Annotated in this window: 23 protein-coding genes; 9 read left to right on the top strand and 14 right to left on the bottom strand. The window is 39.6% G+C overall.

Annotated elements, in window-relative coordinates; all coding sequences use genetic code 11:
* Positions 1 to 191: 191 nt before the first annotated feature.
* From H5119_RS07405 to H5119_RS07395, 3 genes are all read right to left on the bottom strand, one after another.
* On the bottom strand, positions 192 to 2,837 hold the full coding sequence (locus H5119_RS07405; RefSeq protein ID WP_182701769.1) for a DUF2339 domain-containing protein: 2,646 nt from the start codon (positions 2,835 to 2,837) through the stop codon (positions 192 to 194).
* Between the two features lie 68 nt (positions 2,838 to 2,905).
* A complete protein-coding gene (locus tag H5119_RS07400; protein WP_182701768.1) occupies positions 2,906 to 3,811 on the bottom strand; it encodes a GGDEF domain-containing protein in 906 nt (301 codons plus the stop codon).
* 88 nt (positions 3,812 to 3,899) lie between these two features.
* Positions 3,900 to 4,484, bottom strand: a complete 585-nt coding sequence (locus H5119_RS07395; protein ID WP_077535843.1) for a YqaA family protein — start codon at positions 4,482 to 4,484, stop codon at positions 3,900 to 3,902.
* A gap of 462 nt (positions 4,485 to 4,946) precedes the next feature.
* Between H5119_RS07395 and H5119_RS07390 the strand changes: the two genes are divergently transcribed.
* Positions 4,947 to 6,182, top strand: coding sequence for a TMEM143 family protein (locus H5119_RS07390; protein ID WP_182701767.1), 1,236 nt, complete (start codon positions 4,947 to 4,949; stop codon positions 6,180 to 6,182).
* Between the two features lie 86 nt (positions 6,183 to 6,268).
* Here the strand turns inward: H5119_RS07390 and H5119_RS07385 are convergent, their stop codons facing one another.
* The 4 genes from H5119_RS07385 to H5119_RS07370 all read right to left on the bottom strand — a co-directional run bounded on the left by H5119_RS07385 (position 6,269) and on the right by H5119_RS07370 (position 12,407).
* Positions 6,269 to 9,415 carry an efflux RND transporter permease subunit gene (locus tag H5119_RS07385; protein ID WP_182701766.1) on the bottom strand — a complete coding sequence of 1,049 codons (3,147 nt, stop codon included), beginning with the start codon at positions 9,413 to 9,415 and terminating at the stop codon, positions 6,269 to 6,271.
* Positions 9,416 to 9,423: 8 nt separating this feature from the next.
* Positions 9,424 to 10,671, bottom strand: coding sequence for an efflux RND transporter periplasmic adaptor subunit (locus H5119_RS07380; RefSeq protein ID WP_182701765.1), 1,248 nt, complete (start codon positions 10,669 to 10,671; stop codon positions 9,424 to 9,426).
* Positions 10,668 to 11,921 (bottom strand): TolC family protein, encoded by a 1,254-nt coding sequence (locus H5119_RS07375; RefSeq protein WP_077535847.1) that lies wholly within the window; start codon positions 11,919 to 11,921, stop codon positions 10,668 to 10,670. Before H5119_RS07375 ends, H5119_RS07380 begins: the two co-directional genes overlap by 4 nt.
* 165 nt (positions 11,922 to 12,086) lie before the next feature.
* Positions 12,087 to 12,407, bottom strand: a complete 321-nt coding sequence (locus H5119_RS07370; protein WP_182701764.1) for a hypothetical protein — start codon at positions 12,405 to 12,407, stop codon at positions 12,087 to 12,089.
* A 97-nt stretch (positions 12,408 to 12,504) separates the two neighbouring features.
* Between H5119_RS07370 and H5119_RS07365 the strand changes: the two genes are divergently transcribed.
* Positions 12,505 to 12,891: a MerR family transcriptional regulator gene (locus H5119_RS07365; RefSeq protein WP_182701763.1), complete on the top strand. Its 387-nt coding sequence runs from the start codon at positions 12,505 to 12,507 to the stop codon at positions 12,889 to 12,891.
* Here the strand turns inward: H5119_RS07365 and H5119_RS07360 are convergent.
* A complete protein-coding gene (locus H5119_RS07360) occupies positions 12,888 to 13,184 on the bottom strand; it encodes a helix-turn-helix transcriptional regulator (RefSeq protein ID WP_182701762.1) in 297 nt (98 codons plus the stop codon). The genes H5119_RS07365 and H5119_RS07360 overlap by 4 nt on opposite strands.
* Before the next feature lie 209 nt (positions 13,185 to 13,393).
* Here H5119_RS07360 and H5119_RS07355 point away from each other — a divergent pair, with 209 nt between their 5' ends.
* Positions 13,394 to 14,386 carry a permease gene (locus H5119_RS07355; RefSeq protein ID WP_182701761.1) on the top strand — a complete coding sequence of 331 codons (993 nt, stop codon included), beginning with the start codon at positions 13,394 to 13,396 and terminating at the stop codon, positions 14,384 to 14,386.
* A 468-nt stretch (positions 14,387 to 14,854) separates the two neighbouring features.
* Here the strand turns inward: H5119_RS07355 and H5119_RS07350 are convergent, their stop codons facing one another.
* On the bottom strand, positions 14,855 to 16,000 hold the full coding sequence (locus tag H5119_RS07350) for an iron-containing alcohol dehydrogenase (protein WP_182701760.1): 1,146 nt from the start codon (positions 15,998 to 16,000) through the stop codon (positions 14,855 to 14,857).
* A 179-nt stretch (positions 16,001 to 16,179) separates the two neighbouring features.
* On the opposite strand from H5119_RS07350, the gene H5119_RS07345 reads away from it, so the two are divergent.
* A complete protein-coding gene (locus tag H5119_RS07345; RefSeq protein ID WP_182701759.1) occupies positions 16,180 to 17,076 on the top strand; it encodes an AraC family transcriptional regulator in 897 nt (298 codons plus the stop codon).
* A gap of 49 nt (positions 17,077 to 17,125) precedes the next feature.
* Here H5119_RS07345 and H5119_RS07340 read toward each other — a convergent pair whose 3' ends face one another.
* Positions 17,126 to 17,545, bottom strand: coding sequence for a VOC family protein (locus H5119_RS07340; RefSeq protein WP_182701758.1), 420 nt, complete (start codon positions 17,543 to 17,545; stop codon positions 17,126 to 17,128).
* Positions 17,546 to 17,739: 194 nt separating this feature from the next.
* Here H5119_RS07340 and H5119_RS07335 point away from each other — a divergent pair, with 194 nt between their 5' ends.
* On the top strand, positions 17,740 to 18,108 hold the full coding sequence (locus H5119_RS07335) for a hypothetical protein (RefSeq protein WP_226894496.1): 369 nt from the start codon (positions 17,740 to 17,742) through the stop codon (positions 18,106 to 18,108).
* On the top strand, positions 18,105 to 18,485 hold the full coding sequence (locus H5119_RS07330; RefSeq protein ID WP_077535854.1) for a hypothetical protein: 381 nt from the start codon (positions 18,105 to 18,107) through the stop codon (positions 18,483 to 18,485). Before H5119_RS07335 ends, H5119_RS07330 begins: the two co-directional genes overlap by 4 nt.
* 1 nt (position 18,486) lies before the next feature.
* Here the strand turns inward: H5119_RS07330 and H5119_RS07325 are convergent, their stop codons facing one another.
* Both H5119_RS07325 and H5119_RS07320 read right to left on the bottom strand, forming a co-directional pair.
* A complete protein-coding gene (locus tag H5119_RS07325) occupies positions 18,487 to 19,308 on the bottom strand; it encodes a sterol desaturase family protein (RefSeq protein WP_182701757.1) in 822 nt (273 codons plus the stop codon).
* Positions 19,305 to 19,751 carry an SRPBCC family protein gene (locus H5119_RS07320; protein ID WP_182701756.1) on the bottom strand — a complete coding sequence of 149 codons (447 nt, stop codon included), beginning with the start codon at positions 19,749 to 19,751 and terminating at the stop codon, positions 19,305 to 19,307. The genes H5119_RS07325 and H5119_RS07320 overlap by 4 nt, the downstream gene beginning before the upstream one ends.
* 97 nt (positions 19,752 to 19,848) lie before the next feature.
* On the opposite strand from H5119_RS07320, the gene H5119_RS07315 reads away from it, so the two are divergent.
* On the top strand, positions 19,849 to 20,859 hold the full coding sequence (locus tag H5119_RS07315; protein WP_182701755.1) for an AraC family transcriptional regulator: 1,011 nt from the start codon (positions 19,849 to 19,851) through the stop codon (positions 20,857 to 20,859).
* A gap of 13 nt (positions 20,860 to 20,872) precedes the next feature.
* Here H5119_RS07315 and H5119_RS07310 read toward each other — a convergent pair whose 3' ends face one another.
* Positions 20,873 to 22,060 carry a GGDEF domain-containing protein gene (locus tag H5119_RS07310; RefSeq protein ID WP_259399013.1) on the bottom strand — a complete coding sequence of 396 codons (1,188 nt, stop codon included), beginning with the start codon at positions 22,058 to 22,060 and terminating at the stop codon, positions 20,873 to 20,875.
* A gap of 238 nt (positions 22,061 to 22,298) precedes the next feature.
* Here H5119_RS07310 and H5119_RS07305 point away from each other — a divergent pair, with 238 nt between their 5' ends.
* Entirely contained in the window at positions 22,299 to 23,246 is a 948-nt protein-coding gene (locus tag H5119_RS07305) for an alpha/beta fold hydrolase (protein WP_182701754.1), read from the top strand.
* 123 nt (positions 23,247 to 23,369) lie between these two features.
* Here the strand turns inward: H5119_RS07305 and H5119_RS07300 are convergent, their stop codons facing one another.
* Positions 23,370 to 23,786: an NUDIX hydrolase gene (locus tag H5119_RS07300; protein WP_182701753.1), complete on the bottom strand. Its 417-nt coding sequence runs from the start codon at positions 23,784 to 23,786 to the stop codon at positions 23,370 to 23,372.
* A gap of 180 nt (positions 23,787 to 23,966) precedes the next feature.
* Here H5119_RS07300 and H5119_RS07295 point away from each other — a divergent pair.
* The coding region (locus tag H5119_RS07295) for an AMP-binding protein (protein WP_182701752.1) at positions 23,967 to 25,677 on the top strand (1,711 nt) is incomplete at its 3' end.

The following is a 25,677-nucleotide window of genomic DNA, read 5'->3' as shown; positions in this document are numbered from 1 at the left end:
CCCTAGAAAGAACCCAAAGGGCAGCGCATGTTTGGCATTTATGCTGCGTTATAGCCTATTTATGGGGAATAACCACACTACATAGGCTCTGCCTTGCCTAAATACCAAACAGTCTGCTGCAAAATTAATCACAAAAGGTCAACACGCCCTAGTATCTTCACTGGGCTTTGCTTTATAAAGTGTTCATAAAATTAAACTGGATTTACTCGGCTTCTAAGCTTTTGGAACAACCAACTTAACCCCACCAACGAAAGCCCTAAACCAATAAACGAAAGCGCTTTAAGTAAGCCCTCCAAGTTAGCCATATCAATTAAAAACACTTTAACAATAACGGCAGCTAGTATGCCTAGGCCTACTTTTTGTATTAATAATTGATTTTTTAAATGACCAAAAATAACAGTACCCGCACCCAATACTAACCAAATAACAGAGTAGCTATAAAGCTCTGCATTGCTTGCGCCTTTTGATAAGTAAATGTAAGGACCTTGCCAGTATTGGCGAATAAAGCTGTTTATTGCCAATAATATAAAGCCACCCGCAACGGCCAATATAAATGGCGTAGCTTTAGCATTTATTGATTTTACAAGCTTGGCCAGCCAAAGCGTTAATCCTGCAGGTACTAACCACAACAGTAATAACCAGTTAAATATTGGCAGTTCACCTATATAAAGTGATTCAAATAATGGGTTATCGTCAAGCAGTGTCTTTATTGCAAAAAGCCCCGCTAATGCAGCAAGTGTAAAGCCGGCTACTTGATATAACTTAGCTAAAGTACCGGCAAGTTTTGCTCTGTGTAAATACACACACCCTAATGCCAGCCAGTTACAGGTAAGGAGTATTTGTTCGTAAAAGTTAAGTGAATCAAATTGCGGATAATGCCCTACTAGCTGATAACTTGTTTCGGTAGTAATAAAAAGCGCTAAACAATGAAGCGCCGCACCTTCTAACCATACTTTTAATTGAGATACTTTAAAGCACCTAGCTGCGGCAAAAAATAACGCAATACATAACGGATAAACCACAATACTCCAATGCAGACCAAATACCGTTAGCACATCGTAACTTGGCGTCCAAGGTGAGAGCGTAAGACGCAACAATAATGCAGCAACTAAGGCTTTTATAGGCCAATGCGGCATAGGCACGCCATAGCGTTTAATAAGTACGCTTATAAGTAATACTTGCACAGCAAGAGCAATAGTTAAACCGCTGTCACTTAGTAGCATGGTAATTGCTAACGTAATATTAGCGTTAGCGCCTACCCAGTAGGTAAAGCGCTGAAAAAGCGTTGTATTGTATTGCGCTAGCTTTATTAAAATAGCCGCCACTACAAACAATACAACGGCCCAAAGTGGATATGCAGTACTTAACGCAGAATTAGGAATAAGCGTATATAAAGTAGCTATCATTACAAATACACTAAACGCAGCCGTTACATGAAATGCCAAACGCTTACTCTGTTTTTTACCGTAATAAAGCCCGTATCCAGTAAGTAACAATCCGAGTAATAAACCCAAACCATACTCATTTTTGAATATAAAGAGTGCATCATCAAATAGGTTTGGCGAAAGATGCGTACGTTCAGCGCCTATCACTAATAGCGTTGAAATAACTAACGCTACGCCCTGCCAAATATCCCAGCGGCTATTTTTAAGGACTAAAAACAATACTAATACAATGCTCAACACGCCGATTGTTTGCCACTGCATATCAAAGTGACTGATCAACATGGTAAATATTAAGGGCGCTATAAAAGCGAGTAATAAGAGGTGATCTGGAAGCACTTTAATTAAGCGTTTTAAACTGTGCGGGCGATGTTCAATAATATTCAGTTTTAGGCCTAAGCGCGGTATAGCAATTAACCCTACAATACTAAGTAAAGCAAACGCCCCCATTAACCACACGGTATTAATTTTGAGTAATGTAAAACCAACTAAATACCAGCCAATGTGCCCTGCCCATAATAAATACCACAACCAAGCTCTCTGTACTTTATGTGCAACTAACGCGGCTGACAAACTTACAAAGCCAACATACATAAATAATGCAAATAAGTTACCACTGCCAGTGCTAACCCATATTGGTACGCTGTAAGCGCCAATAATACCTAATACAGCCAATAATGGGCCTAGCCTAAGTGCCATCGCACTTGCGCTAATTGCAATAACTGCCAGTGCAAAAAATGCCACGCTAGGGCTAAGCATATCGTAGCCACTGTAAGCTAAAAGCGTTAAAGCAAAACAGGTAATAAACCCACCACTGGCAAGTGCTGCGGGTATGTAATTATTAAAGCCTTCAAATACAATGCGTTTATGATGTAAATATGCTGCAGCTGCAATTAAGCCAAGGCCAAATAAGCCACCTAAACTCAGCCTCATTACTGGCGATAATAATCCAGCCTCTAAACTATATTTAGCTAAAAATATGCCACCAAACGCAAGCGCTATTGCGCCTATCCACGTCATCCAGTTTTGTTCAAATCCTGTACGGAATTTATTAAATAATAATTCGATAGGAGATGTTGTTTCGCGTTTTATCTTAACCGCGTTAACGCTGGATTTAGTTATAACTTGAGGTTGAATTGCTGGACTAGAGTTTATGGATTCAGGTTTATATGTTTCAGCGGTTACTATTGGTATCTGGTATTGTGTAGTGTCTGCATTTGGTGGTGGCGTTTGTTTTTGCGCTGTATTACTTGATTGTAGCTCAGCCACTTTTGCCTTTAAAAGCGCTACACTTTGCTTCAAGGTATTAAGCTGCACTAACGCAATTAGGCCACAAATAGCCCCAACTACAACGACTAATATAAATATTACGGCTAAACCAACTAAATCATCCATGGCACACTCTGTTGTTATTTTTACTTTATTAGTGTACCTATGTTTCCCTACATGTGTATAACCTTATTTTAACTATGTATTTCTACACGGTTTCGACCATTCTTTTTTGCTGCATATAATGCTAAATCGGCTCGCTTCATAACTTGATCAAGTAGCTCATCATTTTTTTGTAAAGCCACGCCAATACTCACAGTCAAAAAACGATTATTTTTAATATGAATAGTTTGGGCAAGGCTAATTAACTGCTGGGTAAAATTAGCTACTTCAGCCATATTACTAGTGGGTAAATACCCCCCAAACTCCTCACCACCTAAACGAGAAAAAACATTTTGTTCTAAAAATAAACTATTAAACTTACCTGCTAGTTCCTTAAGTATTTTATCGCCCATGTCGTGCCCAAAATCATCATTTATTGATTTAAAATGGTCTATATCAATAATTAAAATTGTATAAGGCGATACGCTAATATTTTTAGCGTGCTGATAAAAATAGCGCCGATTAGACACTTTTGTTAAATCATCAATGGTTAGTTCTAAAAATAATTTGTTGCGAATACTTTGCATAAAACGCATGGTTTTAAACAAGCCATAGGATGTTAACAGCATCCCTGATGTACGAAATAAATCCTCAAAATAAACACTCACCCAATAAGGCTGAACGACTAATTCATCAATCACATCGGCTATATTTCCCATAGCCCAAAAAAGTAATCCAGCACTTGAAAATAAATAGGCTAATTTAGAAAGCCCAGAACACTGCACCATCCAAAAAAGGAACACTATTACCATTAAGTTAATAAAGTCGGTAGTAAATCCATATAAGTTACTTTGTACTCGTAAAGGCGGGAAATAAATAAGGCTATAAGTTGAAAAGGCAATAGTGTACACGAGTAAAATTAGTGTAAATATTTTATTTAGCCAACCCATTTTAACAAAGTTAAAAGGGTTAAGTATCTGTTTAATTGTTTTTATCATTACTTGCACTTGGCTCAAAATACCGCATAAAAAAATTATAGCACATTAACACTATTGAAAATAAAACCATAAACACTCAATTATACGCCTAAATTACAGTACTTAGCCCCCACAAACCTAACACTAAAATAGTTAAACCAATCATCGCTTTAGTTTTATGTTTGCTAATAATACGCTCAGCTTGATTACCTGCGTAATACACCACTATCGCTAAGCCAAAATAACGAATTGAACGTGCTATTGCGCTCGCTAATAAAAATAACCAGATAGAGTACTTAGTTGCCCCTGCTGCAAGCATCGCGATTTGAAAAGGAATAGGCACAATACCCAGTGTTATTACAAACCAAAACCCTTGGTCTTGCATCTGCTGTTTAACGTTTTCAAATTGCTCGGGACTCGAAAACGTATTAATAACCCAATCTCCAACCGCATCAAATAAGTAATAACCTAAAGCATAACCAAATAACGCACCAACAATGCATCCTAACGTAGCCATTAGTGCAATGAGCCATAATTTTTCACGACGCGCTTGCATGAGTGGCACAAGCACGGCTTCAAGTGGGATAGGAACTATGGTCGACTCTAAAAACGACGCCACCGTAATACCGCTAAGCATATGCTTTGAATCTATAAATTGGCGTGTTTTTTGTTTGAGCTTTTTTTGAATAGCCATAGTCATTCCTTTTTCACTTGTAAATAAAACTAGATTGTTTAACAAACTAATAATTACATACTTAGGTTAATACACGCTGAAAACAATGCACTAAATTTATCAGGTCCTAGGGCATATTGATCTTTGTGGATTGAAATTTGTTCAATCCAAGGAAGATTAAATCGCGGCGCGAGGTTTGTAACCTAGTGGGCTAAGTAAAAATCGAGCAACAAAGAGTTAATCGTCCCTAGAAAGAACCCAGAGGGCAGCGCATGTTTGGTATTTATGCTGCGTTATCGCCTTATTTATGGGGAATAACCACACTACATAGGCTCTGCCTTGCCTAAAAACCAAACACACAGCTGCAAATTCAACCACCAATGTTCAACACGCCCTAATGCATTAACAAATTAGTAATATTCATAAGAATATTTTATTATGTGCCCATGCAGTTAGATTCCCTGTCACAGTAGTTATTAATTTATGCAAAGTGCGCGTTTTATTCCCTTTAGAAAGCAAGATATTGTTGATATGTGTAGCGAAGAGCTTAATAACAACACACAACAGACCTCGTTTAAACAATTTTGTGATTTACTAGCGAGCCTTATTCATTACGATTACCACTCAGCACTTGAATCACTTAAAAACAACTACGCACCGTTTGATCCCAACAGTGACACGCGATCGTTAGCGCCAGTATCGGCTGATCAAAAAGCGCAGTGCCAACGTGAGTTTGCTAAAGATTTTGCTAAGGTGCTTAATGCCGCTAATTTTGAAGTGATCACCAATGAAGACTTACAAGATGCATTAAATGAAGAGTCACTATTTAAGGTGCGCCTTGAAGTTGAATTTGACGATTTTGAAGAAGTGGTATTTTATCGCCGAGGCGAGTCGCAACTCACTGAAACCATTACCAGCTTTTGGGGCTTGCGTAAAAAGCCGCTGCACTTTACTAATTACGACCGTGTTGCGGTGTTTATTCGCTTTAAAGATAGCGCTTATTTTGCAGCTAAAAATAAAACGCCAATGGGATTTGAGCCAAGCTCAACCATAGTAAAGCTATTTCAAAATGTACCAAAGGCTGATCTCGAAATGCTATTTCCTAATAGCGAAGTACGCATGCGCCCTATCGATAAAATCATTATTGGCTCATCAGCTTTAGTTGGCGGCGCAGTGGTACTTATAACTAAACTTGGTGCATCAATAGTATTGCTGTTTGCCTTACTTGCTTTTTGGGGTGGGTTTAGAAATGAAGCTGTAGCAATGACCCAGCAACATTTTATTACTTTTGCTATTGGTATGGGGGTTTTTGGCAGCTTTATTTTTAAAGAATGGAGTAAGTTTAAAAACCGTAAAATAAAATTTATGAAAGCGCTTAGCGATAATCTCTACTTTAAAAACCTCGATAACAACGCGGGTGTTTTTCACACGCTTATTGACGCCGCCGAAGAAGAAGACATAAAAGAAGCCCTGCTGGCGTATACCTTTTTACTAAAATCAGAAAGCGGCTTAACCGCCCAAACGCTTGATGAAAAAATAGAGCATTGGTTTAAAAGCAAATACCAGTGCGATCTTGATTTTGAAATTAGCGACGCACTTGAAAAGCTGGTACGCATGCGTTTGGTAACGTGCACTAGTGATGTGTATAGCGCAATCAATTTAGAACACGCAAAAGCGATATTAGATGAGCGTTGGGATAATCTGTTTCAATATAATTAATGTAGTATTTTTGCTAAATAATATCCAAATAAAAAAGCAGCTGTAAGTACAGCTGCTTTTTTTATTACATTATCAATAGCTAGTCTTTAAGCTAATTCAGCTTCTGCTTTTTTAGTAAATTTAGAATGTACTAACTTATAAAGCGCGGGCAAAATTAACAGTGTTAGTAACGTTGATGAAATAATCCCGCCAACCACTACCGTTGCAAGTGGCCTTTGCACCTCAGAACCCGTTCCTGTATTAAGCGCCATAGGTATAAAGCCTAAACTTGCCACCAGCGCCGTCATCAGTACTGGGCGCAGGCGTTGTAATGCGCCGCTGTGAATTGCTTCAAACAAACTTAAGCCGTCGCTTCGTAACTGCTTAATAAACGACAGCATAACCACACCGTTTAATACCGCGACACCACTTAGGGCAATAAACCCCACACCCGCTGATATTGAAAGCGGCATATCGCGCAGCAATAACGCAAGCACACCCCCCGTTAATGCCAGTGGCACACCACTAAATATAATCAATGAATCACGAAGCGATCCAAAGGCGCTATACAGTAAGCCAAATATAAGCAGTAAAGTGACCGGCACAACCAACGACAATCGCTTACTTGCCGATTGTAGCTGCTCAAACGTGCCGCCGTATTCAAGCCAATAGCCGCTTGGTAAGTTAAGTGATTCATTCATGCTTGCTTGCGCATCACTTACAAAGCTTGCTAAATCGCGCCCCTCTACATTGGCAGTTACCACGACGTTGCGCTTACCACTTTCGCGGTTTATTTGATTAGGCCCTTTTTCAATGCTGATTGTCGCTACTTCGCCAAGCGGTACAAATGCAAGTTCTGGGTTACTATCTTTAGGTAAAGCAACTGGCAAACGAGCAAGAGCAGATACATCACTAGACCAACGTTTATCAAGGCGCACTAATAACGAAAAACGTTTATCGCCCTCAAAAATTAGCCCGGTTTGCACACCACCAACGGCGGCGGCAAGTGTTTGTTGAATATCGTTTACGCTTAAACCCAATAACGCCATATGGTCGCGCATTGGTGTTACCGAAAGTGTTGGCAATCCTTCCATTTGCTCCAAACGTACATCGGTAGCGCCTGCAATATTACGCATTAGCCCTGTGGCTTTTTCGCCAAACTCTTTAAGTACGCTTAAGTCGTCACCATAAATACGCAGTGCCACATCGGCGCGCACGCCAGCAATTAACTCATTAAAGCGCATTTCTATTGGTTGTGTAAATTCGTAATTATTACCTGGTACATCGTTAACACGGCTACGAATTTGCTGAACTAATTCTGCTTTAGTGAGTGCTGGATTAGGCCACTCATCTTGCGGTTTGAGTATTAAAAAAGTATCGGCAACATTGGGCGGCATAGGATCGCTTGCTACATCGGCAGTACCAATTTTTGAAAATACGTTAGCAACCTCAGGCTGATCTAATATGGCTTGTTCAAGCTCTTTTTGCATTTGCACAGATTGCTCAATACCAGTGCCGGTAATGCGCAGTGCGTGCATAGCAATATCGCCCTCATCAAGTTTCGGTAAAAATTCTGCGCCCATGTTTTTAACTTTAAAACCAAGCACCAATACTAATGCCGTGGCTATACCCACCATCAGCCACGGTAATTTAAGCGATATACCAAGTAATGGTTTATACACTTTTTTAACGCCGCGCATGACTGCATTTTCGGTTTCATCAACCTTACCGCGAACAAACACTGCAATAGCAGCTGGCACAAAGGTAACACCAAATATAAGTGCGCCAATTAACGCCGCAACTACAGTAAACGCCATTGGCTGAAACATTTTGCCTTCAACGCCGCTTAGTGCAAATAAAGGTAAGTAAACCAGCATAATAATAACAATGCCAAATACAGCCGGTGTAAATACTTCTTTGGTGGCTGCGGTCACTACATTTAAACGCTCGTTTAAGGTAAGTAGCCTGCCATGTTTATGCTGAGCCATACCTAATTGGCGCAGGCAGTTTTCAACTACAATTACAGCACCATCAACAATTAAACCAAAATCGATTGCGCCTAGGCTCATTAGGTTACCCGATACGCGATTACCCACCATACCGGTAATAGCAAACAACATACTCAACGGAATAACCATTGCCGTAATAAGCGCGCCCGTTACATTACCCAGCAGTAATAGCAAAATCACTATCACTAAAACGGCACCTTCAAATAAGTTGATTTGCACGGTTGCTATGGTTTTATCAACAAGAGTTGTACGGTCGTAAACCGCTTCTACAATAACGCCAGCGGGTAAGCTTTTTTGTACATCAATTAACTTATCAGCCATCGCTTTTGCCACTACGCGGCTGTTTTCGCCAATTAGCATCATGGCGGTGCCGAGCACGGTTTCTTCGCCGTTATAAGTCGCAGCGCCGGTTCTAAGCTCTTTGCCTAAAAGCACGTTAGCCACATCTTTAATGCGTACAGGTGCATCGTCGCGCTTAGCTATAACGGTATTAGCTATGTCATCAATGGTTTTTAACTGCCCTGGCGAGCGTACTAAATATTGCCCGTCAAAGCGCTCAATATAGCCTGCGCCTCGGTTACTATTATTAACCTCAAGCGCGGTAATTACATCGCTAATAGTAAGCTTATAGGCAATGAGTTTTTCGGGCACTGGCGCTACTTGGTATTGGCGCTCAAAACCACCTTGGCTGTTTATTTCGGTTACGCCTTTTACTTTTAAAAGCTGCGGACGAATAACCCAATCTTGTAAAGTACGTAAGTCTTCGGCGTTGTAGGCAGTGCCATCTTCTTTTAACGCATTAGGCGCGGCATGCACACTATAAGTAAATATTTCGCCTAAACCACTGGCAATAGGACCCAAGTTTGGCTCTACGTTATTAGGTAAGTCAGAGCGAATACTTTGAATACGCTCACCAATTTGCTGACGCGCCCAATAAATATCGGTGCCTTCATTAAAAATAACCGTTACTTGCGAAAGCCCATAACGCGAAAGCGAGCGGGTGTAATCAAGCTTAGGTATGCCCGCCATGGCGGTTTCTACCAAATAGGTAATGCGTTGCTCTACCTCTAATGGCGTAAAGCCCTGCGCTTTGGTATTAATTTGCACTTGTACGTTAGTTATATCGGGTACTGCGTCTACTGCTAAATTTTGAATGTTGTATACACCAAATCCAGCAAATAAAAATGTAAGCGCAAGCACCAGCATGCGGCGTTTAACCGCAAAAGAAACTATCCAATTAATCATGGTGCCTCCTAGTGAGCGTGGCTTGCGCCGCTTTTTAAAATATCGGCTTTAATGACATAACTATTGTCTGTTACGTATTCGCTACCCGCGTTTAAACCAGTCAGTACTTCGACCCACTCACTATTTTTTGCACCTAAGGTAACGGGGCGCACTTCAAATACATTGTTTTTACGAACAAACACACTGGATTGACCGTTAAATTCTTGAATTGCTTGTGGCTTTACACGCACGCTGGCATTTATTTTAGCCACACTTACATCGCTATTTATATGCATGCCTGGGCGCCAATGCCCGTCTGGGTTATTAAGCTCTATACGGGCGCGCGCTATGTGCCCACCAGTCATCATTGGTGCTATAAAAAACACTTCCCCTTGAGTATTTAGATGATGATGTAGATCGTACACCTTAGCGCTTTGCCCAATGGCTAGTTTTTCAATATTTTCAGGAAAAGCAGACAACTCAACCCATACTTTATCAAGGTTAACTACCTGCATCAGTGCGCTGGTGCTTGCAAGCTCACCACGCTTTAAATATTGCTCGGTTACAACGCCGCTAATTGGGCTTTTAATGGCGTAATTTTGCAGTGTTTCGCGGTTAGTTACGCTGGCAAGTACGTCGCCTTTTTTAACGTTTTGACCAATGCTTACAAAAATATCACTGATCAATCCTGTATACGGCGCCATCACTTCTACCGTACCGTGCTGCGTTGGTGCAATAACGCCAAAAAGCGTATCGGTAATAGCCACTTCACCACTTTGCGCTATCTCAGTTTTAATGCCTGCGCGCTCAATAGCTAGCTCTGTTAGTGTGGTACGGCCTTCGTGTTGGTCGTATTCATAGCTAATGCTCTCACCTTTATAATTAGCAGTAACGGTAAGTGCAAACGAATGTGGTTCGTTAATTGATTGCGTGCTCACAAGATAGTCGCCCTCAGCTGCAAATTGTATATTTTGCGGGGCTTCAACTAAGCGCTTTAAACTCATTGTTATGTTTAAGTCGTTTATATTAATTGGCTTATTTTGTTTATAGCCGTATACGCGCAGCTCAACATTACCTGCAAATTCTTGCAATTTAAGCTCAAGGGTTAATTTAGGATCAGTTAATAAAAAGCCGCCGTGTGGACCTTGTTTTTTCTCGTGTTGCTCTGTTTCTTTATGACCTGACTCGCCATGCTCAGCAGAGGCAAATGCATGTGTACTTACAAAGCTGCTGGCAAACGAAAGTGATACTAGTAATGCGATTATATTTTTATTCATGATTGATGAGTCTCAATTAAAGATTGGCCTGTTAAACGCTCAAGAGTAAGTAGCACTTGGTACAGCTCTGCGTGAGTTGTAATAAGTGTGCGTTTAGAATCAAAAAGTGCTTGTTGAGCATCAAGCAATTGCAACACCGAAATTTGTCCGCGTTGATAACTTTTTAAGCTTTGCTCAATCAATGTTTGTGCCTGAGGAATAATTTGATCAGATAATAGCTTTGCCTGATTAGCTCGACCTTGATAATAAGCGTACAAAGTACGTACTTGCTGGCGTAGCTGGATGCGCAATTGCCCTTGCTGCTCATTTAAAAGCATGAGCTGACTATTTGCAGCTGCAATATTTCCGCTATTAGAGTTACTTAATTGCAGTGGCATAGAAAACGAAAACACTAATGAGCTGGAGTCGCTTTGTTGGTTATAGCGCACGCCTCCCCCTACATTAATATCGGTTTGTCCGTTTGCTTTTTGTAGCGTTAAGTTAGCTGTTTGCTGTAAATATTGCTGCTGTAATAATGCAAACTCAGGGGCTTGGTTAACCGCATCTAAAAGTGCTTGCGCTGATTTAAGCGCAGTAATTGCATTAATATTGCCAGCAAAAGTATCGTAGGGTTGCTCCTCACTCCACAGCTCGTTAAGCGATAAACTGGCTCGCTCAAATTCACTGTTAAGCATAGCTTTATCAAGCTCTACTTGGCTAAGTGCATAACGCATGCGCGTTACATCGGCTTGCGATGCTGCTCCTGCATTAGCTCTTTGCTCAATCGCTTTAAGCGCTTGGGTTACGACCTGTTTACGCTCGTTGTTCAAACTTAATAATGTTTGAAATTTAAGCCCTTGGTAGTATCGCTCAGCAGTGGTTGCTAATAAGGCTAAACGGGTATTTTGATACTGTATTGCTTGGGCTTTAATATTGGCGGTTGCGTAATTAATGCGGCTTTGGCGCTTATCGCCCAGCTCTATTAGTTGGCTAAGCCCAAGTGTTATTTCAGCGCCTTGAATGCCACGCGCCTTGTTAGTGCCCAGTAAGTTTTCGGCTTCAACATTCAAAACAGGATTAGGCGAAAGTGCAGCTTGAGATTTAAGCGCACTCAATATTTTTTGATGATAAGGGTAGCGTTTTAATACCGGGTTTTGTTGTTCGGTATTACTCAGCGCTTGCTTAAGAGTTAATGTTTTAACATTCGCCAAGGTACTAAAAGCAGGTAACGCGCACATTAGCGCCGCCAGTATAATTGGTTTTTTATTCATATAGCTTGTCCGTTTTTTAACAAACAGAGTTAATTTGAACACGGTATTGGTATTAAAAAATCAAAACCAAACGTGTATCAAGTAACCTAAATATGCATATAACAGAGCCTAAACAGCGCATAAGCGCAGGCTGGTATATACAAAGTATTTAAAATTAAAAACTAACTAACTAACTGAATTGGGTGGCGGTACATCTGGCGGGTAATTTAACCCGTTATAGCACGCAGGCGAAGTTGCTTTACTTTGCTCTGGGCTTATTGAATGGCTAGAGGTGCTGTTGTAGCCACAATGGCAATGTTGGTGGGCATGAATTTCGGTAGTTGATGTTTTATCGCTTTGGTTATCATCGGCTGTGGAGTCGCCTTGCGATAACGAACTGGTTACGTGATCAACGTCTTCTTGCAAATGATACGCAGCGCCATCACAGCTAATAAAGCTGTGTACAAGCACTAATAATATCACTATTAAAAAACGGTTTGAGCGCATTACCTACCTACAAAATTCAAAAAAGGAGTTCCTCAAGTTACTTGAACATAAAGGGAACAAACAGCATAATAAACCTTCTAGTCACTGGAAGGTCAATATGCAAATTAAACAACTTTCGCAATTAGTAAATTTAAACGAAAAAACAATTCGTTATTACGAGCAAATTGGCCTTACACCACCAGCGCAGCGCGCAAATAATGGTTACAGAGTTTACCTTCAAGATGATGTTGAACGACTTGTGTTTATTCGCCGTTGTCGAGACTTACAAATACCGATTGATGATATTAAAGTGATAATTGCTGCACAAAACCAAGGCGATGAGTCATGTATTGAAGTTGACGGTATTATTGAAAAGCAGTTAATAAAAGTACGTGCCGCACAAAAAGAGCTAAAAAAACTCGAACGTTCACTATCAAACTTACTTGATGGCTGTAGTGAGCACAGCATTAATAATTGCAATATAATAAAAAAGCTAAAAAGCTAACTTTTCTGTTCATCAATACAGCATTCGCTTTGCAAAAATGCGAGTACATCATCTAAGCGCTGATACGTCGCTACGCAATATAGTGTTCGACCTTCGCGTCGCTGGCTAATTAGCCCTGCAGATACTAAACCCGATATATGATGCGAGAGTGTTGAGCCTGCCATATTTAGTTCTTCTTGAATACCTCCTACGCTAATACCAGAGTGACCAGCTTTAACTACACGTTTGTATATCGTTAAGCGTGTTGGATGACCTAATTCTTTCAATGCTTTTGCAACGTCTGTAATTTCCATTACAACCTCGTAATTTCTAAGTTATTGGAAATAATATCAAGTTACGGCTTTAAATAAAGCTTTATTAGCTACACCTTTCATTTACTAATAACAATTTCCACATTTCTAGAAATAAAGTATTGACGTTTTTATTATGAAGAATATAATTCCATTAAATTCGAAATATAATTTAATGGATTAAGTTATCAATCTGTACTTTGGAGTGTGTAATGAGTAATGAAATGCTAGCAATGGCAAAAGAGGCGTTAGGCATGTTTGTCTTTTTAGCCACAGAATTAACTATTTTATTTATTGTTATTAGTTATTTAGTAGGTGTTTTACAGCTATTTATAACGCCTGAAAAAATCCAATCAATTTTAAGTTCAAAAAATGGTAAGGGTTACGTTGTCGCCGCTTTATTAGGTGCCATAACGCCATTTTGTTCGTGCTCAACTATTCCATTTTTAAAGGGATTACTGAGAGCTAGAGCGGGCTTTGGCCCAATGATGGTGTTTTTATTTGGCAGCCCACTACTCAACCCTGTCATCATTGGGTTATTTGTGATTACCTTTGGCTGGCAAGTCGCTTTATTTTACTTTTTAGTGGCTATGGTGGTGTCGGTAGTAGCAGGTTATACCCTTGAAAAACTAGGCTTTGAAAGGTACGTAAAGCCAGAAGCTTACAGCATTGAGGCCGTTAGTAGCTGCGCAGAGTCGAGCTGTAGCGAACCTAAAAAAATACAATCAGCACAAAGCACTACAACTTCGGGTTGTAGCGAAACTAAGGCATTAGAGCCTAAAAAAACACAGCCAAACCGCTGGGTTAAAGTGTGGCGCGCCACCTTTAAAGATTTTAAACAGGTATTTCCCTACCTAATGTTAGGTGTAGCAATAGGCTCGTTTATTTATGGCTTTATTCCTACCGAGCTAATCGCTAAATATGCGGGTGATGGAATGTGGTATGCCATTCCTATTGCTGCAATTATTGGTATCCCACTTTACATTAGAGCTGAAGCCGTGATCCCACTTAGCGCCGCATTAGTTAAAAAAGGCATGGCACTCGGTTCTGTTATGGCATTAATTATTGGTAGTGCAGGCGCTAGCTTAACTGAAGTAATTTTACTTAAATCAATATTTAAAAATCAGATGATTGCCGCATTCTTGTTTGTAATTGTAGCAATGGCTATCAGCGCTGGTTTTTTATATCAATGGATTTTTAGCTAGAGCCTGTTTATCTTTCGAGGTTAAATTTGCAGCAGACTGTTTGGTATTTAGGCAAGGCAGAGCCTATGTAGTGTGGTTACTCCCCATAAATAGGCGATAACGCAGCATAAATGCCAAACATGCCCTGCGCTTGGGTTCTGCCTAGGGGCAATTTACTCTTTGTTGCTCGGGTTTTACTTAGCCCACTAGGTTACAAACCTCACGCCGCGATTAAATCGCCCCTAGATTGAACAAATTTTAATCCTGAAAGGTCAACTGGCCCTAATGAAAAGTTTAATAAAACTTAGCTTAAATACTTTAAGCTAGTTGCATTAGATTGGTGATTTATTATTGTGAGTTATTTAATTAATCAGAGTTGAGGTTAATTAACAAAAAAGAATAACCAATATAAAGGCCGTCACCCCAAAAGATTAACGGCCTTTTACTTATGCGCTAACAGTACTTAAATAAAGCACCTAGCTTTAAATGTTAAGCAACTGCTTGCTCTAAAATCTCGCGGCTTTCTTTAAGCGTAATAGCTTGGTTTTCACCAAGGGCAATCATGCCGTGGGCTTCAAGTTTGCCAATAATATTGTCAATAGCAGCGGCTTTATCATCGCCATGTTCAGTAAGCACAGTAGCTACATCAAGGCTGTGGTAAAACGCTTCAATTGCTGCAATTGTTTGCTCTGCTAAGTCGTCAGATTGCTCAAGACCAAATACGTTTTTACCCATTTGCTCAAGCTTTGCTTTTTTAACTGCAAATTGATTGCGTAGCAAAGAAGGTTGAACAATAGCAAGAGAACGCGCATGGTCAACGCCATATGCTGCGGTAAGCTCGTGGCCAATCATGTGCGTTGCCCAATCTTGCGATACGCCAGAACCAATTAAGCCATTAAGTGCTTGATTTGCTGCCCACATAAGGTTGGCACGCCATGGATCGTCTTGGTTTTCAAAGTTATCGCCCAGTGTTTTAAGTGATCTTAAAAGTGCCTCTGCGTAACCTTCCTGAACTAATGCATTTTGTGGGAACGTTAAGTATTGCTCACAGGTATGAACCCACGCATCAACCAAACCATTAACCAATTGACGCTGTGGTAATGTTTTCATTACATCAGGGTCCATAATAGCAAATTTAGGAAGCACCTCTGGTGAAGCAAACGGTAGTTTTTGCTTCGTTGCTTCTTTGCTCACAACTGAGTTTTGGTTAGACTCTGAACCTGTTGCAGGCAATGTTAATACTGCACCAATTGGTAATGCGCTGGTAATAGTGTGTTTACCTGTTGGAATATCCCAACCTTCGCCATCGTAAACTGCAGAGGCTGCAATGTATTTAACGCCGTCAATTACTGAACCACCGCCGACACCAAGTACAAAATCGATGTCTTGCTCTTTACAGATTTTAACCGCTTGGTCTAGTACTTCAATTGTTGGGTTAGCACCAACGCCCGAAAACTCTACCCAATCAAAATCTTTGAGTGCTGCAGCAACTTGGTCGTACACGCCGTTCTTTTTAATCGAACCGCCTCCGTATACTACAAGTACTTTTTGATCTTTTGCGATCAAGTCTGTTAATGCGGCAATTTGTTGTTGGCCAAACTGGATTAGTGTTGGGTTTACGTAGCTAAATTTCATTATTTGCTCCTGGTGACGGTTTATTGCTGAGTACTTTACTTAGTTACCTAATAAAGTATCGATGAGTGCATATTAATGGCAAAATACACATAAAAAAAGCCCAATAACTCGCTAAAGCTTGCCTAAAACTATCAACATTGTTATTTTACGCAAAATACACACAAATAAAGATGCTTTAAATGCCCACGATAGCCAACATGTTGCAGCAATACGCCGAGCATAACCTTTTACTCGGCTTTGAAGGCACTATGGAAACTATTATTCCTGGGGTATATTTTCATCGAGCAACTAAAAGTTCACCGCGTCAGCCGCTTATATATAATTCAGGTATTATTATTGTTGGGCAAGGTCATAAAGTGATTCACTTTCCTGATCATCAAATACGATACGGCGAAGGCGATTATTTAGTGCTTGGTGTACCGGTGCCATTAGAGTGTGAAGCGTTTACCGATAACGACCTGCCCGTTATGGGCATTGCTATAGATATAAACCCAGCAATGCTACACAAACTCGTCAATCAAATGATGCAACACAAACCGCTTGCTACATCTTCACCATCGATACAAATTGGAGCCGTGCAATCAGCCACCTTAGATACCACAATGGAACTCGTAACTCATAGGCTATTAACGGTTTTAAATAATCCGCTTGAGGCCGAAGTTTTTGGCGAAGATATCGTAAAAGAATTGGTATATCGGGTACTTTGCGGCCCGCAAGGACATACTTTAATAGGCCTTGCGATGCATGATGGGCATTATGCTCGTATCGCTCGAACACTTTCGACCATGCACAGCAGTTATGCCAACCAGATAACTGTTGAGGGTTTAGCAGAAGATGTAAACATGAGTGTGTCGTCGTTTCATCGCGCCTTTAAACAAGTCACTTTTGAGTCACCATTGCAGTATTTAAAAAAAGTACGTTTAGCTAAAGCAAAGGAACTCATTACAACCAGCGGCAGCAAAGCCAATGAAGCCGCGTTAAAAGTAGGCTACACCAGTGCATCGCAATTTAGCCGCGAATTTAAACGCCATTTTAATAAAACCCCTAGTGAGGTAGTCACTCAGCTACATAGCTAGCCCATAAAAAAGCCACTATAAAAATGGCTTTAAATAGCACAAGTGCAAACTACACTTTTTTAAATAAAACCTCTGGATTTACCATGGTTTTCATTTCAAGTACGTTACCATTTGGATCTTCGATAAAAAATGTTTCTTGCTCAAACTCATCACCAATAAAACGACGGTAAGGTTTATCTAAATATTCAACTCCAGCGTGTTCAATTCGTGCTTTTAAATCGTTAAAGTCGCTTTCAGATAAATGAATACCAAAATGAGGAACCGCTACGGCGCCCATATCTACGTCGTGACGAACCGTTGGTAGGCGTTCAGCACTTTGATGTAGTGTTAATTCATTACCCCAAAAGTCAATATCAACCCATCGACCCTCTTCACTATTACCGGTTTTACAACCAAGTACGTCACAATAAAACGCTGTAGTCATTTTTAAATCGCCAGCTGGGATAGCTAGATGTAAGCAGTTAGACATAAATTACCCTTGGTTAACTCTTTTAATATACTAAATTTCGCGCATTATACATAAATTGTAATTTATAGAACATTAACAGCGAAACAATTGAGCATATTTAATACTTTAATAAACCCCTTATTATCTTGCTTATACTATGCTATTTGCAGGCAGTGCTGTTAAACCTAAAAGACTTACTTTAAAATACGCACACTATGATTAAATTCTTATCTTTAAAATTCATCACTTTTTTTATGGGCTTTGTATCTTGCTTTGTGATGCATACAACGTTTAATGTGCCATTAGTTATATCGGCGGCGTTAACAGGGCTTATTGGCTCGTTTATACCCTTTCCTAAAAGCGTTAAAAATCATCCGTATGCCGCTATTTATGCGGGTAGCTTTGCAGGAATGTGCTCGACTAATTTAATTACCAGCTATTGGGAAATTACTATTATTTCGATTATAGGCGCGAGCTTGTACGTACTTACTATGAACTTATTTACTGGTTTTGGCGGTAAGCTCGGCAGTGTTGCTTTTGCAAGTGTTGCAATATTTGTGTTAGCTAGAGGAATTGCGCTATGAGCCTTGAATACCCATTAATAACATTACTAGGCGCATTTTTAACATTTTTTTTAGCTAAACATAATCGCTTTGATGCAATAAGAGCTTCCGCTTCACTGTCTATTATTGCCTACCTAATTTTTAGCGCATTTAACTTCAATCCCGCACTTTATAGTATTATATTTTTTGGCGGGACATTTATAGGTATGAGCGCCCCCCATCGCTTTGGAATATATACAATAACCAGCTCTGCCATTATTTTTTCAATATTGTTTGAATACCTAATTCCACGGCTAGATGGATACGGCGGTGCGCTAGGTATAAGTGCTTTTTTGTCGGTATGTATTTGCCATATTTGCATTACACTTGGTGCGCCCCGAAGCAAAAAAACACAATAATTCACTTATGTTTTATGGCACTTGTTGGATAGCCAAACAATATGTTTAACTTTGCTTTCACACCTTTTGCTCTGTAGGTACTTTTAATTAAATATGCCCATTGGTGAAACGTTATTTTAAATGGATTATCACTATTTAACTGCCCTACAATACCGTATTTACAAGGTTTACTTGGCTCTTCAACCGCATAAGTGCCAAACAACTTATCCCAGATGATTAGCACCCCTGCAAAGTTTTTATCTAAATAGCCTGCGTTAATAGAATGATGAACTCGATGATGTGAAGGCGTGTTAAATACTTTTTCAAACCAGCCAAGCTTACCTACAACTTGGGTGTGCACAAAAAACTGATATGCCAAATTAAGCGCTACCACGGTAAACACGGTAATGGGATCATAGCCAAGTAATATCATGGGTAACCAAAATACCCACATTCCTGCAATTGGGTACATTAAACTTTGCCTAAATGCGGTAGAAAAATTCATTTTAGTGGAGCTATGATGTACAACGTGCGCGGCCCAAAGCCAATGAATGTGATGAGATGCTTTGTGGAACCAGTAATACAAAAAATCTTGCAGTAAAAAAGCAAATAATACATTGACTACAGAAAGCTCTATATCAAATAAACGATACTCGTAAAGCCAGTAAAAAAAAGGCATTAGTATAAGTAGTGCAATAGCATCAGCGCCTTGATGCATTAATGCTAGTACCGCATTAGCTAAACTGTCTTTAATATTATAGTAGCGTCTAAATTTAATAAATTCATAACAAACAAACGCCAAAAAGATGGGGCTTAAAGCCAATAAAATGATTTCAATGCTCATATAGTTTGCTCCTTAAAGTGGCTATTTAACTTTTTAAGTGCACTGACTATGTCTTTTTCAATAAAAAACTTAAGTATAAAACTAGGTAACCACCAAGGTGCAGCGCATTGTATGCAATAAGTAATGGCTGTAACGGGGGTTACTTCATCCTCAGCTGCAGAAAAATAGATATCACCTTGATGCTTTGCCACTGGCTTATTACCTATTATTTGATAGCTTATGTGGTTATCATCTGCACTTATAATTTGCTCTTTAAACTCAAGGCCAGACATCTGTATTTGCCTTATAGCGCCTTTACCCCCAGCCACTTCCCCACTATTTTGCGACTTAATAAGTAAAAATTTAGCATTAAAAAAACGATGTAACTGCGCGTGATCAAGTAAGGTACTTTTTACCATCTCTGGTGTGGCTGCAATTTTTTGTCTTATATTTATAAATATCATTTTTACCACAGTGACTATTTAGGAATTGCTCTAGCATATAAAAATATTACATGGCAAACTTGCTAATACGCGACTATTTTTTAGCTTTAGGCGACAAATGAACACTCTTGCCGATCATTATTTTTCAAGTGTTCTTGATTATTTACAGAATCAAGGGCTGGATAACCAGACCGTTTTAGATGCCATAAACTTTAACGAATACAGCAATAAAAGTGCTCATCAACTCGCTTCACGCATAACTTTAGTCAGTTACAACACGCTACTTGATTACGCACAACAAACCCTTAATGAACCTTTATTTGGCTTTAAACTCGGACAGCATATTCGAACTGCTGATTTTGGTATTTTAGGCTATTTAATAGAATCGAGTGATAACTTAGCAAGCGCAATTCAAGCTCTTTTAAACTACGACAGTTTAGTGGCTGATATAGGCAAAGCACAATTTAAACAACAAGATGGCACGGCCGTGATCCGCTGGTTACCTCATTCTAACTGCAACACTCATGTCGTTTTACGAAATATGACAGCATGGGTAAGTGTTATACGTCAATTAATAAACTCAGAGCTATCGCCAAGCTCCGTAAGCTTTACCTTCAACTGGCCGCAAGAACAAAAAGCAACATTAATAAAATGGTTTGGCTGTACAATACAAACAGGTACTAAATACAACCAGATCACCTTTCCGAGTAGTTATTTAGCACTGCCATTTAAAACCGATAACGCATCGATCAATTTTGCACTTAAACAGGTATCAGAACAGCAACTTTCGAGCTTTAAAAGCCAGCAACATTTAAGCGAAAAAATTATCCATTTACTTATGGCCAAAATCGATTTGCAAGAGTGCACATTAATACGTACTGCAAATGCACTTAATATTACGCCCAGAACATTGCAGCGAAAGTTAAAGCAAGAGCACACCTCGTTTTTAATCTTACTTGAGCAAGAACGAAAAAGACGTGTAACACTGTGGATAGGTAAATTATCGTTAACAGATCTAGCTCTCACATTAGGTTTTAAAGATCAGAGTTCATTTAACCGCGCATTTAAACGCTGGTTTAATTGCAGCCCCAAAAGCTATTTTAAAAATAGTAGCGAAAGCCCTCAATAAACAAAAATAAGGCTTATTTACTCACGTTATTACGCCCTTTTTTCTTGGCGCGGTATAAAGCTAAATCGGCATTTTTTAACGCTTGATCAAAACTTTGTTTTGGCTCTCTTTGCGCTACACCAATCGAAACCGTTACATGTACGGTTTTATAATCATTCGATTTTTTTGCTTTCCTAGAGTTTTTATCTGTTCTTTTTGGGTTTCGAATCACCATGCCATATGTTGCTATGCTTTCGCGCAGTACCTCTAATTCAGGGATTGAGTGTTCAGCCGTTTTTCTTGGAAATACCACGGTAAACTCTTCGCCGCCATAACGATAAACTTTTCCGCCTCCCTTTACGCCCGTCATCTTAGCTGCAACAAGTTTCAACACTTGATCGCCAATGTCATGTCCATACGTGTCATTGAATTTTTTAAAGTGATCAATATCTAGCATTGCAACGGTGTAATTTCGACCTAACGATAAAGCAAGTTGATTTAAGGCACGACGTGTAGGCAAGCTAGTTAAATCATCTCTATAAGCTAAGTAATAAGAATCAGTACTCACCGCAAGTAAATAAAGCGAAGACAGTGCCACAATGACTAGCGACCAAGGTAATGTTATTAAATCCAATTGATTTAAACACCAAATAGCAAATGTCACTAGTAACGCTGTTAACGTTAAATTATTTACACTTAGGCTTCGCCAAAACAGTAAAGCCCCGATTATGGTTAATGGGAATGCGACAGGAATATAGGGGATAATTTGATTCCATAGTGCTGTTTTAGGAAAAAAACTTTCTACATTTTCACTAAGCTTTAACCATCCAAACGTTATAAGTGCGCATCCAATAACAAGTAGAATACGCGTTATGCTATGTACTGAAAAAATAGCTCTATCTTTCATTAGCGCCAATAATAGTAATAAACTAGTGCCGCATAAAAGCAGCCATTGGGGATTAGTTGATACCCACTTTGACCAAGCTAATGGGTAATTTTCTGTTAGTAAAAATAATCCCCAGAACAAACATAATAATGCAACCCTGCTGCGGTTAAATTGAGTAGCAAAAATAGCCGTAATAATTAGTAGCGGGTACACAAGATAATTTACTATTGTTAGCTTATCTTGCCATTGAGCTTGAAAATAAATTAGTACAGAAAACAATCCCATCACGGCCATAGAACTAATAAAAGTAGATTTAATCCCTTTTAATTTCAACAACTGATACCCCAATAACATCGACTACACATAAAAACATTATTGTATTGATATGAATATTTTTATCTACTTTTATATCAAACACACAACAAAATTAAATACTTTAGGCTTACTAAAAATACAAAAATGGTATGAATGATTAAATGAACAGTAATTATTTCTCTATATTTCCCGAATTCAGGTTTAACCGTAACAAACCTTACTTATACTAAAGTTAACATTTAACAATGCTCTTTTTATTATGCGCACGATTAAAGTTAAAACAGGGGTCGTACTAAACTACCAAGATAAAGGTGATAAATCGGCACCTCCAATTATTTTAATCATGGGGTTAGGGGCACAAATGATTACTTGGCCAGACGCTCTGTACTATGGTTTAGTCAACAATGGGTTTAGAGTTATTAGGTTTGATAATCGCGATACCGGTTTATCGACTCATTTAGATCAGCACCCAGCCCCTAGCCTGTTTAAAACATGGTTAAGCAAACATTTACCAATACGCTCAAACGTACCTTATTTACTTGATGATATGGCTGAAGATGTACTGGCATTAATGGCTGAACTAAAAATCAAAAAAGCACACTTAGTCGGGGCATCAATGGGCGGGATGATCGCTCAACTTATGGCGGTAAAAAATAAAAAAAGAGTACTTAGTTTAACCTTAATTATGTCGTGTAGCTCAAGTCCAAGACCTACAGCGAAAAGTTTAAATGTATTTTTAAAGCTTTCTAAATTTAAAACCAAAGTCCCCTGTCGTGATACCGCTATTAACTACAATATAAAACTGAATCAACTTATTGGTAGTCCAGCCTACCCTCAAAGTGAAAAACTACTACGAGAGCATGCAATTAAAACAGTTGATCGTTCTTATAATCAAAGTGGCTATAAACGCCAACTTATAGCTATCACTGCAAGTAAAAACCGAGATCATTTAATAAGAAAAATAAAAGCGCCTACGCTAATTATTCACGGTAGCGCCGATATCGTTTTCCCCGCAGCAGAAGCAAGAAAAATGGCTAAGCTCATTAAAAAATCAAAACTAAAAATTGTTCGTGGTATGGGCCATAATTTTGTACCAGAACTCATGCCAAAAATGACAAAATGGATCACCAAGCATATAAAAAAATCTCAACGACAGCACTTAAAAAAAATACGTAATAAGAAAATCAAAATGGCGTTACAAGAGTGAAATTTAGCTAAGCAACTAAGCAGTAAGTGATGCGCCCTAAGTAACTTGAGCTTTGGATAATAAATCTGTCTCGAAGCGCTATTTTTAACGCTAACTGCGTTAAATTTACTTGTAATAGGCCCGCTATTGACGCGTAAATTTGTTGCTCAGAGTGCAAGTTAAGTAATTTTCGAGTGATGTAAACAGTGGCGTTGGTAAATTATTAATATCGCACCAACGCCATTGCAAACATTTACTAGGCTCTTTGAGCAAAGCCTCACCGCCTTCATAGTCAGCTTTTACATAGAGCGTAATATAATGTTTATTCTCAGTGCTAAAAATATCGTTAGTGAAATCAAGCTTGGTAATTTTACTTACATTCAAGCCTGTTTCTTCAAGCACTTCACGTATTGCGCATTGCTCAACGCTTTCGCCAAACTCTAAATGCCCGTCTGGGGTCGCCCATGTATTTGCACCATGCGCGCCAATACGCTCACCTAATAAAATTGTGTTTTGGCGCTTTATGATAACCGCCACACCTACTCTTACTGTATTAGTCATATCGTGTTTTCTCTTCTTTTACTGCCCGCCATGCTGAACCACACGCTTTGTATTGTCAATTTGGTATTTTTAAAACCAGTGTATTGATTAACTTTTAGCCTACCAAGGTCGAATAGCTTGCTTGCTAAAAAAAGCCTACCTTTTATAAGGTCTCTCACACATTTAGTTTAGGAGCCTACTATGTCAGGCGAATATCAACAGCAATATAATGCATTTAAACAAAATCCGGCGCTATTTTGGCTTGAACAAAGTAAAAAAACACCTTGGTATAAAATACCAAAAAAAGCGTACACACAAGATGAAGATGGACTTTATCATTGGTTTAGTGACGGCCAACTAAATACCTGCTTTTTAGCTCTTGATCAACATGTTGTCGCAGGATTTGGCGATCAAACCGCACTGATTTACGACTCCCCTGTAACCCATACCAAGCAAACTTTTAGCTACTCACAATTACAACAAGAAGTGGCTAAATTTGCAGGCGTAATGCAATCACTAGGCGTTACAAAAGGCGATCGAGTCGTTATTTATATGCCTATGATCCCACAAGCCGTTATTGGCATGTTGGCGTGCGCGCGCTTAGGGGCCATTCACTCTGTCGTATTTGGTGGGTTTGCTGCGCACGAGTTGGCTGTACGCATTGATGATGCAAAACCCAAGCTTATACTGAGCGCTTCTTGTGGTGTTGAAGTGTGCAGCATTATTGAATACAAGCCACTAATAGATAACGCAATAGAACTCGCCACACACAAAGTAGAACACTGCATTATTTATCAGCGTAAACAAGCAATAGCAACACTCATAAATGATCGCGATATTGATTGGAACACCGCAATGCAAATGGCTGTCGCCGTCGATCCCGTACCGGTAAATGGCAGTGATCCACTTTACATTTTATACACATCAGGTACGACGGGCACACCAAAAGGCGTTGTACGAGAAAATGGCGGCCATGCCGTTGCAATGAACTACAGCATGAAAACCGTATACGATATGGAGCCTGGCGACGTATTTTGGGCTGCATCTGATATTGGCTGGGTCGTTGGGCATTCTTATATTGTATACGCCCCATTAATGTACCGCTGCGCGACTGTATTATATGAAGGAAAGCCTGTACGTACACCTGATGCCAGCGCTTTTTGGCGCGTGGTTGAAGAGTATAAAGTCAGTGCATTATTTAGCGCGCCCACCGCATTTAGAGCAATCAAAAAAGAAGATCCCAATGCTGATGGTTTTAAACAATATAATACTTCTAGCTTAAAGCGTTTGTTTTTAGCTGGCGAGCGACTCGATCCGCCTACCTACGAATGGCTTAAAGAAAAAACCAAACTGCCGGTACTCGATCATTGGTGGCAAACAGAAACCGGTTGGGCTATAGCTTGTAACCCAGTTGGTATTGAATACCTAACAACTAAATCGGGCAGCTCAACCGTTTCTACGCCTGGATTTGATGTTCGTATATTAGATATGGATGGCAACGAATGTGCTGCCAACGAACAAGGCGCTGTAGTAATTAAACTACCACTTCCACCAGGTTGTCTTCCAACAATTTGGCAAGATACACCCCGCTTTAAAGCAAGCTACCTAAGTGAATACGAGGGTTATTATTTATCTGGTGATGGCGGTTATATTGATGACGACGGCTACTTATTTATCATGGGCCGCACCGATGACGTCATAAATGTAGCAGGGCATAGACTCTCAACTGGCGAAATGGAAGAAATAGTCGCCGCACACCCAGCCGTTGCAGAATGTGCTGTTTTTGGTATAAACGATCCCCTAAAAGGCCAACTGCCTATGGGTATGATTGTGCTTAAAGATGATTTTGTAGGTTCAACCAAAGAAGTAGAACAAGCGCTTGTGGCTGCCGTTCGCAATCAAATAGGCGCTA

Origin of the sequence: Pseudoalteromonas sp. SG45-5 (assembly GCF_014164085.1) — a bacterium.
GTDB classification, from domain to species: Bacteria; Pseudomonadota; Gammaproteobacteria; order Enterobacterales; family Alteromonadaceae; genus Pseudoalteromonas; species Pseudoalteromonas aliena.
This window is presented reverse-complemented; position numbering and strand designations above follow the sequence as displayed.

What these genes read in the sequence shown, in the direction of transcription:
- H5119_RS07335 (WP_226894496.1), top strand. Translation starts at nt 17,740, where the DNA reads ATGATTAAATTCTTATCTTTAAAATTCATCACTTTTTTTATGGGCTTT.
- H5119_RS07355 (WP_182701761.1), top strand. Translation starts at nt 13,394, where the DNA reads ATGAGTAATGAAATGCTAGCAATGGCAAAAGAGGCGTTAGGCATGTTT.
- H5119_RS07395 (WP_077535843.1), bottom strand. Translation starts at nt 4,484, where the DNA reads ATGGCTATTCAAAAAAAGCTCAAACAAAAAACACGCCAATTTATAGAT.
- H5119_RS07340 (WP_182701758.1), bottom strand. Translation starts at nt 17,545, where the DNA reads ATGTCTAACTGCTTACATCTAGCTATCCCAGCTGGCGATTTAAAAATG.
- H5119_RS07315 (WP_182701755.1), top strand. Translation starts at nt 19,849, where the DNA reads ATGAACACTCTTGCCGATCATTATTTTTCAAGTGTTCTTGATTATTTA.
- H5119_RS07405 (WP_182701769.1), bottom strand. Translation starts at nt 2,837, where the DNA reads ATGGATGATTTAGTTGGTTTAGCCGTAATATTTATATTAGTCGTTGTA.
- H5119_RS07385 (WP_182701766.1), bottom strand. Translation starts at nt 9,415, where the DNA reads ATGATTAATTGGATAGTTTCTTTTGCGGTTAAACGCCGCATGCTGGTG.
- H5119_RS07325 (WP_182701757.1), bottom strand. Translation starts at nt 19,308, where the DNA reads ATGAGCATTGAAATCATTTTATTGGCTTTAAGCCCCATCTTTTTGGCG.
- H5119_RS07300 (WP_182701753.1), bottom strand. Translation starts at nt 23,786, where the DNA reads ATGACTAATACAGTAAGAGTAGGTGTGGCGGTTATCATAAAGCGCCAA.
- H5119_RS07400 (WP_182701768.1), bottom strand. Translation starts at nt 3,811, where the DNA reads ATGATAAAAACAATTAAACAGATACTTAACCCTTTTAACTTTGTTAAA.
- H5119_RS07370 (WP_182701764.1), bottom strand. Translation starts at nt 12,407, where the DNA reads ATGCGCTCAAACCGTTTTTTAATAGTGATATTATTAGTGCTTGTACAC.
- H5119_RS07345 (WP_182701759.1), top strand. Translation starts at nt 16,180, where the DNA reads ATGCCCACGATAGCCAACATGTTGCAGCAATACGCCGAGCATAACCTT.
- H5119_RS07375 (WP_077535847.1), bottom strand. Translation starts at nt 11,921, where the DNA reads ATGAATAAAAAACCAATTATACTGGCGGCGCTAATGTGCGCGTTACCT.
- H5119_RS07350 (WP_182701760.1), bottom strand. Translation starts at nt 16,000, where the DNA reads ATGAAATTTAGCTACGTAAACCCAACACTAATCCAGTTTGGCCAACAA.
- H5119_RS07320 (WP_182701756.1), bottom strand. Translation starts at nt 19,751, where the DNA reads ATGATATTTATAAATATAAGACAAAAAATTGCAGCCACACCAGAGATG.
- H5119_RS07390 (WP_182701767.1), top strand. Translation starts at nt 4,947, where the DNA reads ATGCAAAGTGCGCGTTTTATTCCCTTTAGAAAGCAAGATATTGTTGAT.
- H5119_RS07305 (WP_182701754.1), top strand. Translation starts at nt 22,299, where the DNA reads ATGCGCACGATTAAAGTTAAAACAGGGGTCGTACTAAACTACCAAGAT.
- H5119_RS07365 (WP_182701763.1), top strand. Translation starts at nt 12,505, where the DNA reads ATGCAAATTAAACAACTTTCGCAATTAGTAAATTTAAACGAAAAAACA.
- H5119_RS07330 (WP_077535854.1), top strand. Translation starts at nt 18,105, where the DNA reads ATGAGCCTTGAATACCCATTAATAACATTACTAGGCGCATTTTTAACA.
- H5119_RS07380 (WP_182701765.1), bottom strand. Translation starts at nt 10,671, where the DNA reads ATGAATAAAAATATAATCGCATTACTAGTATCACTTTCGTTTGCCAGC.
- H5119_RS07360 (WP_182701762.1), bottom strand. Translation starts at nt 13,184, where the DNA reads ATGGAAATTACAGACGTTGCAAAAGCATTGAAAGAATTAGGTCATCCA.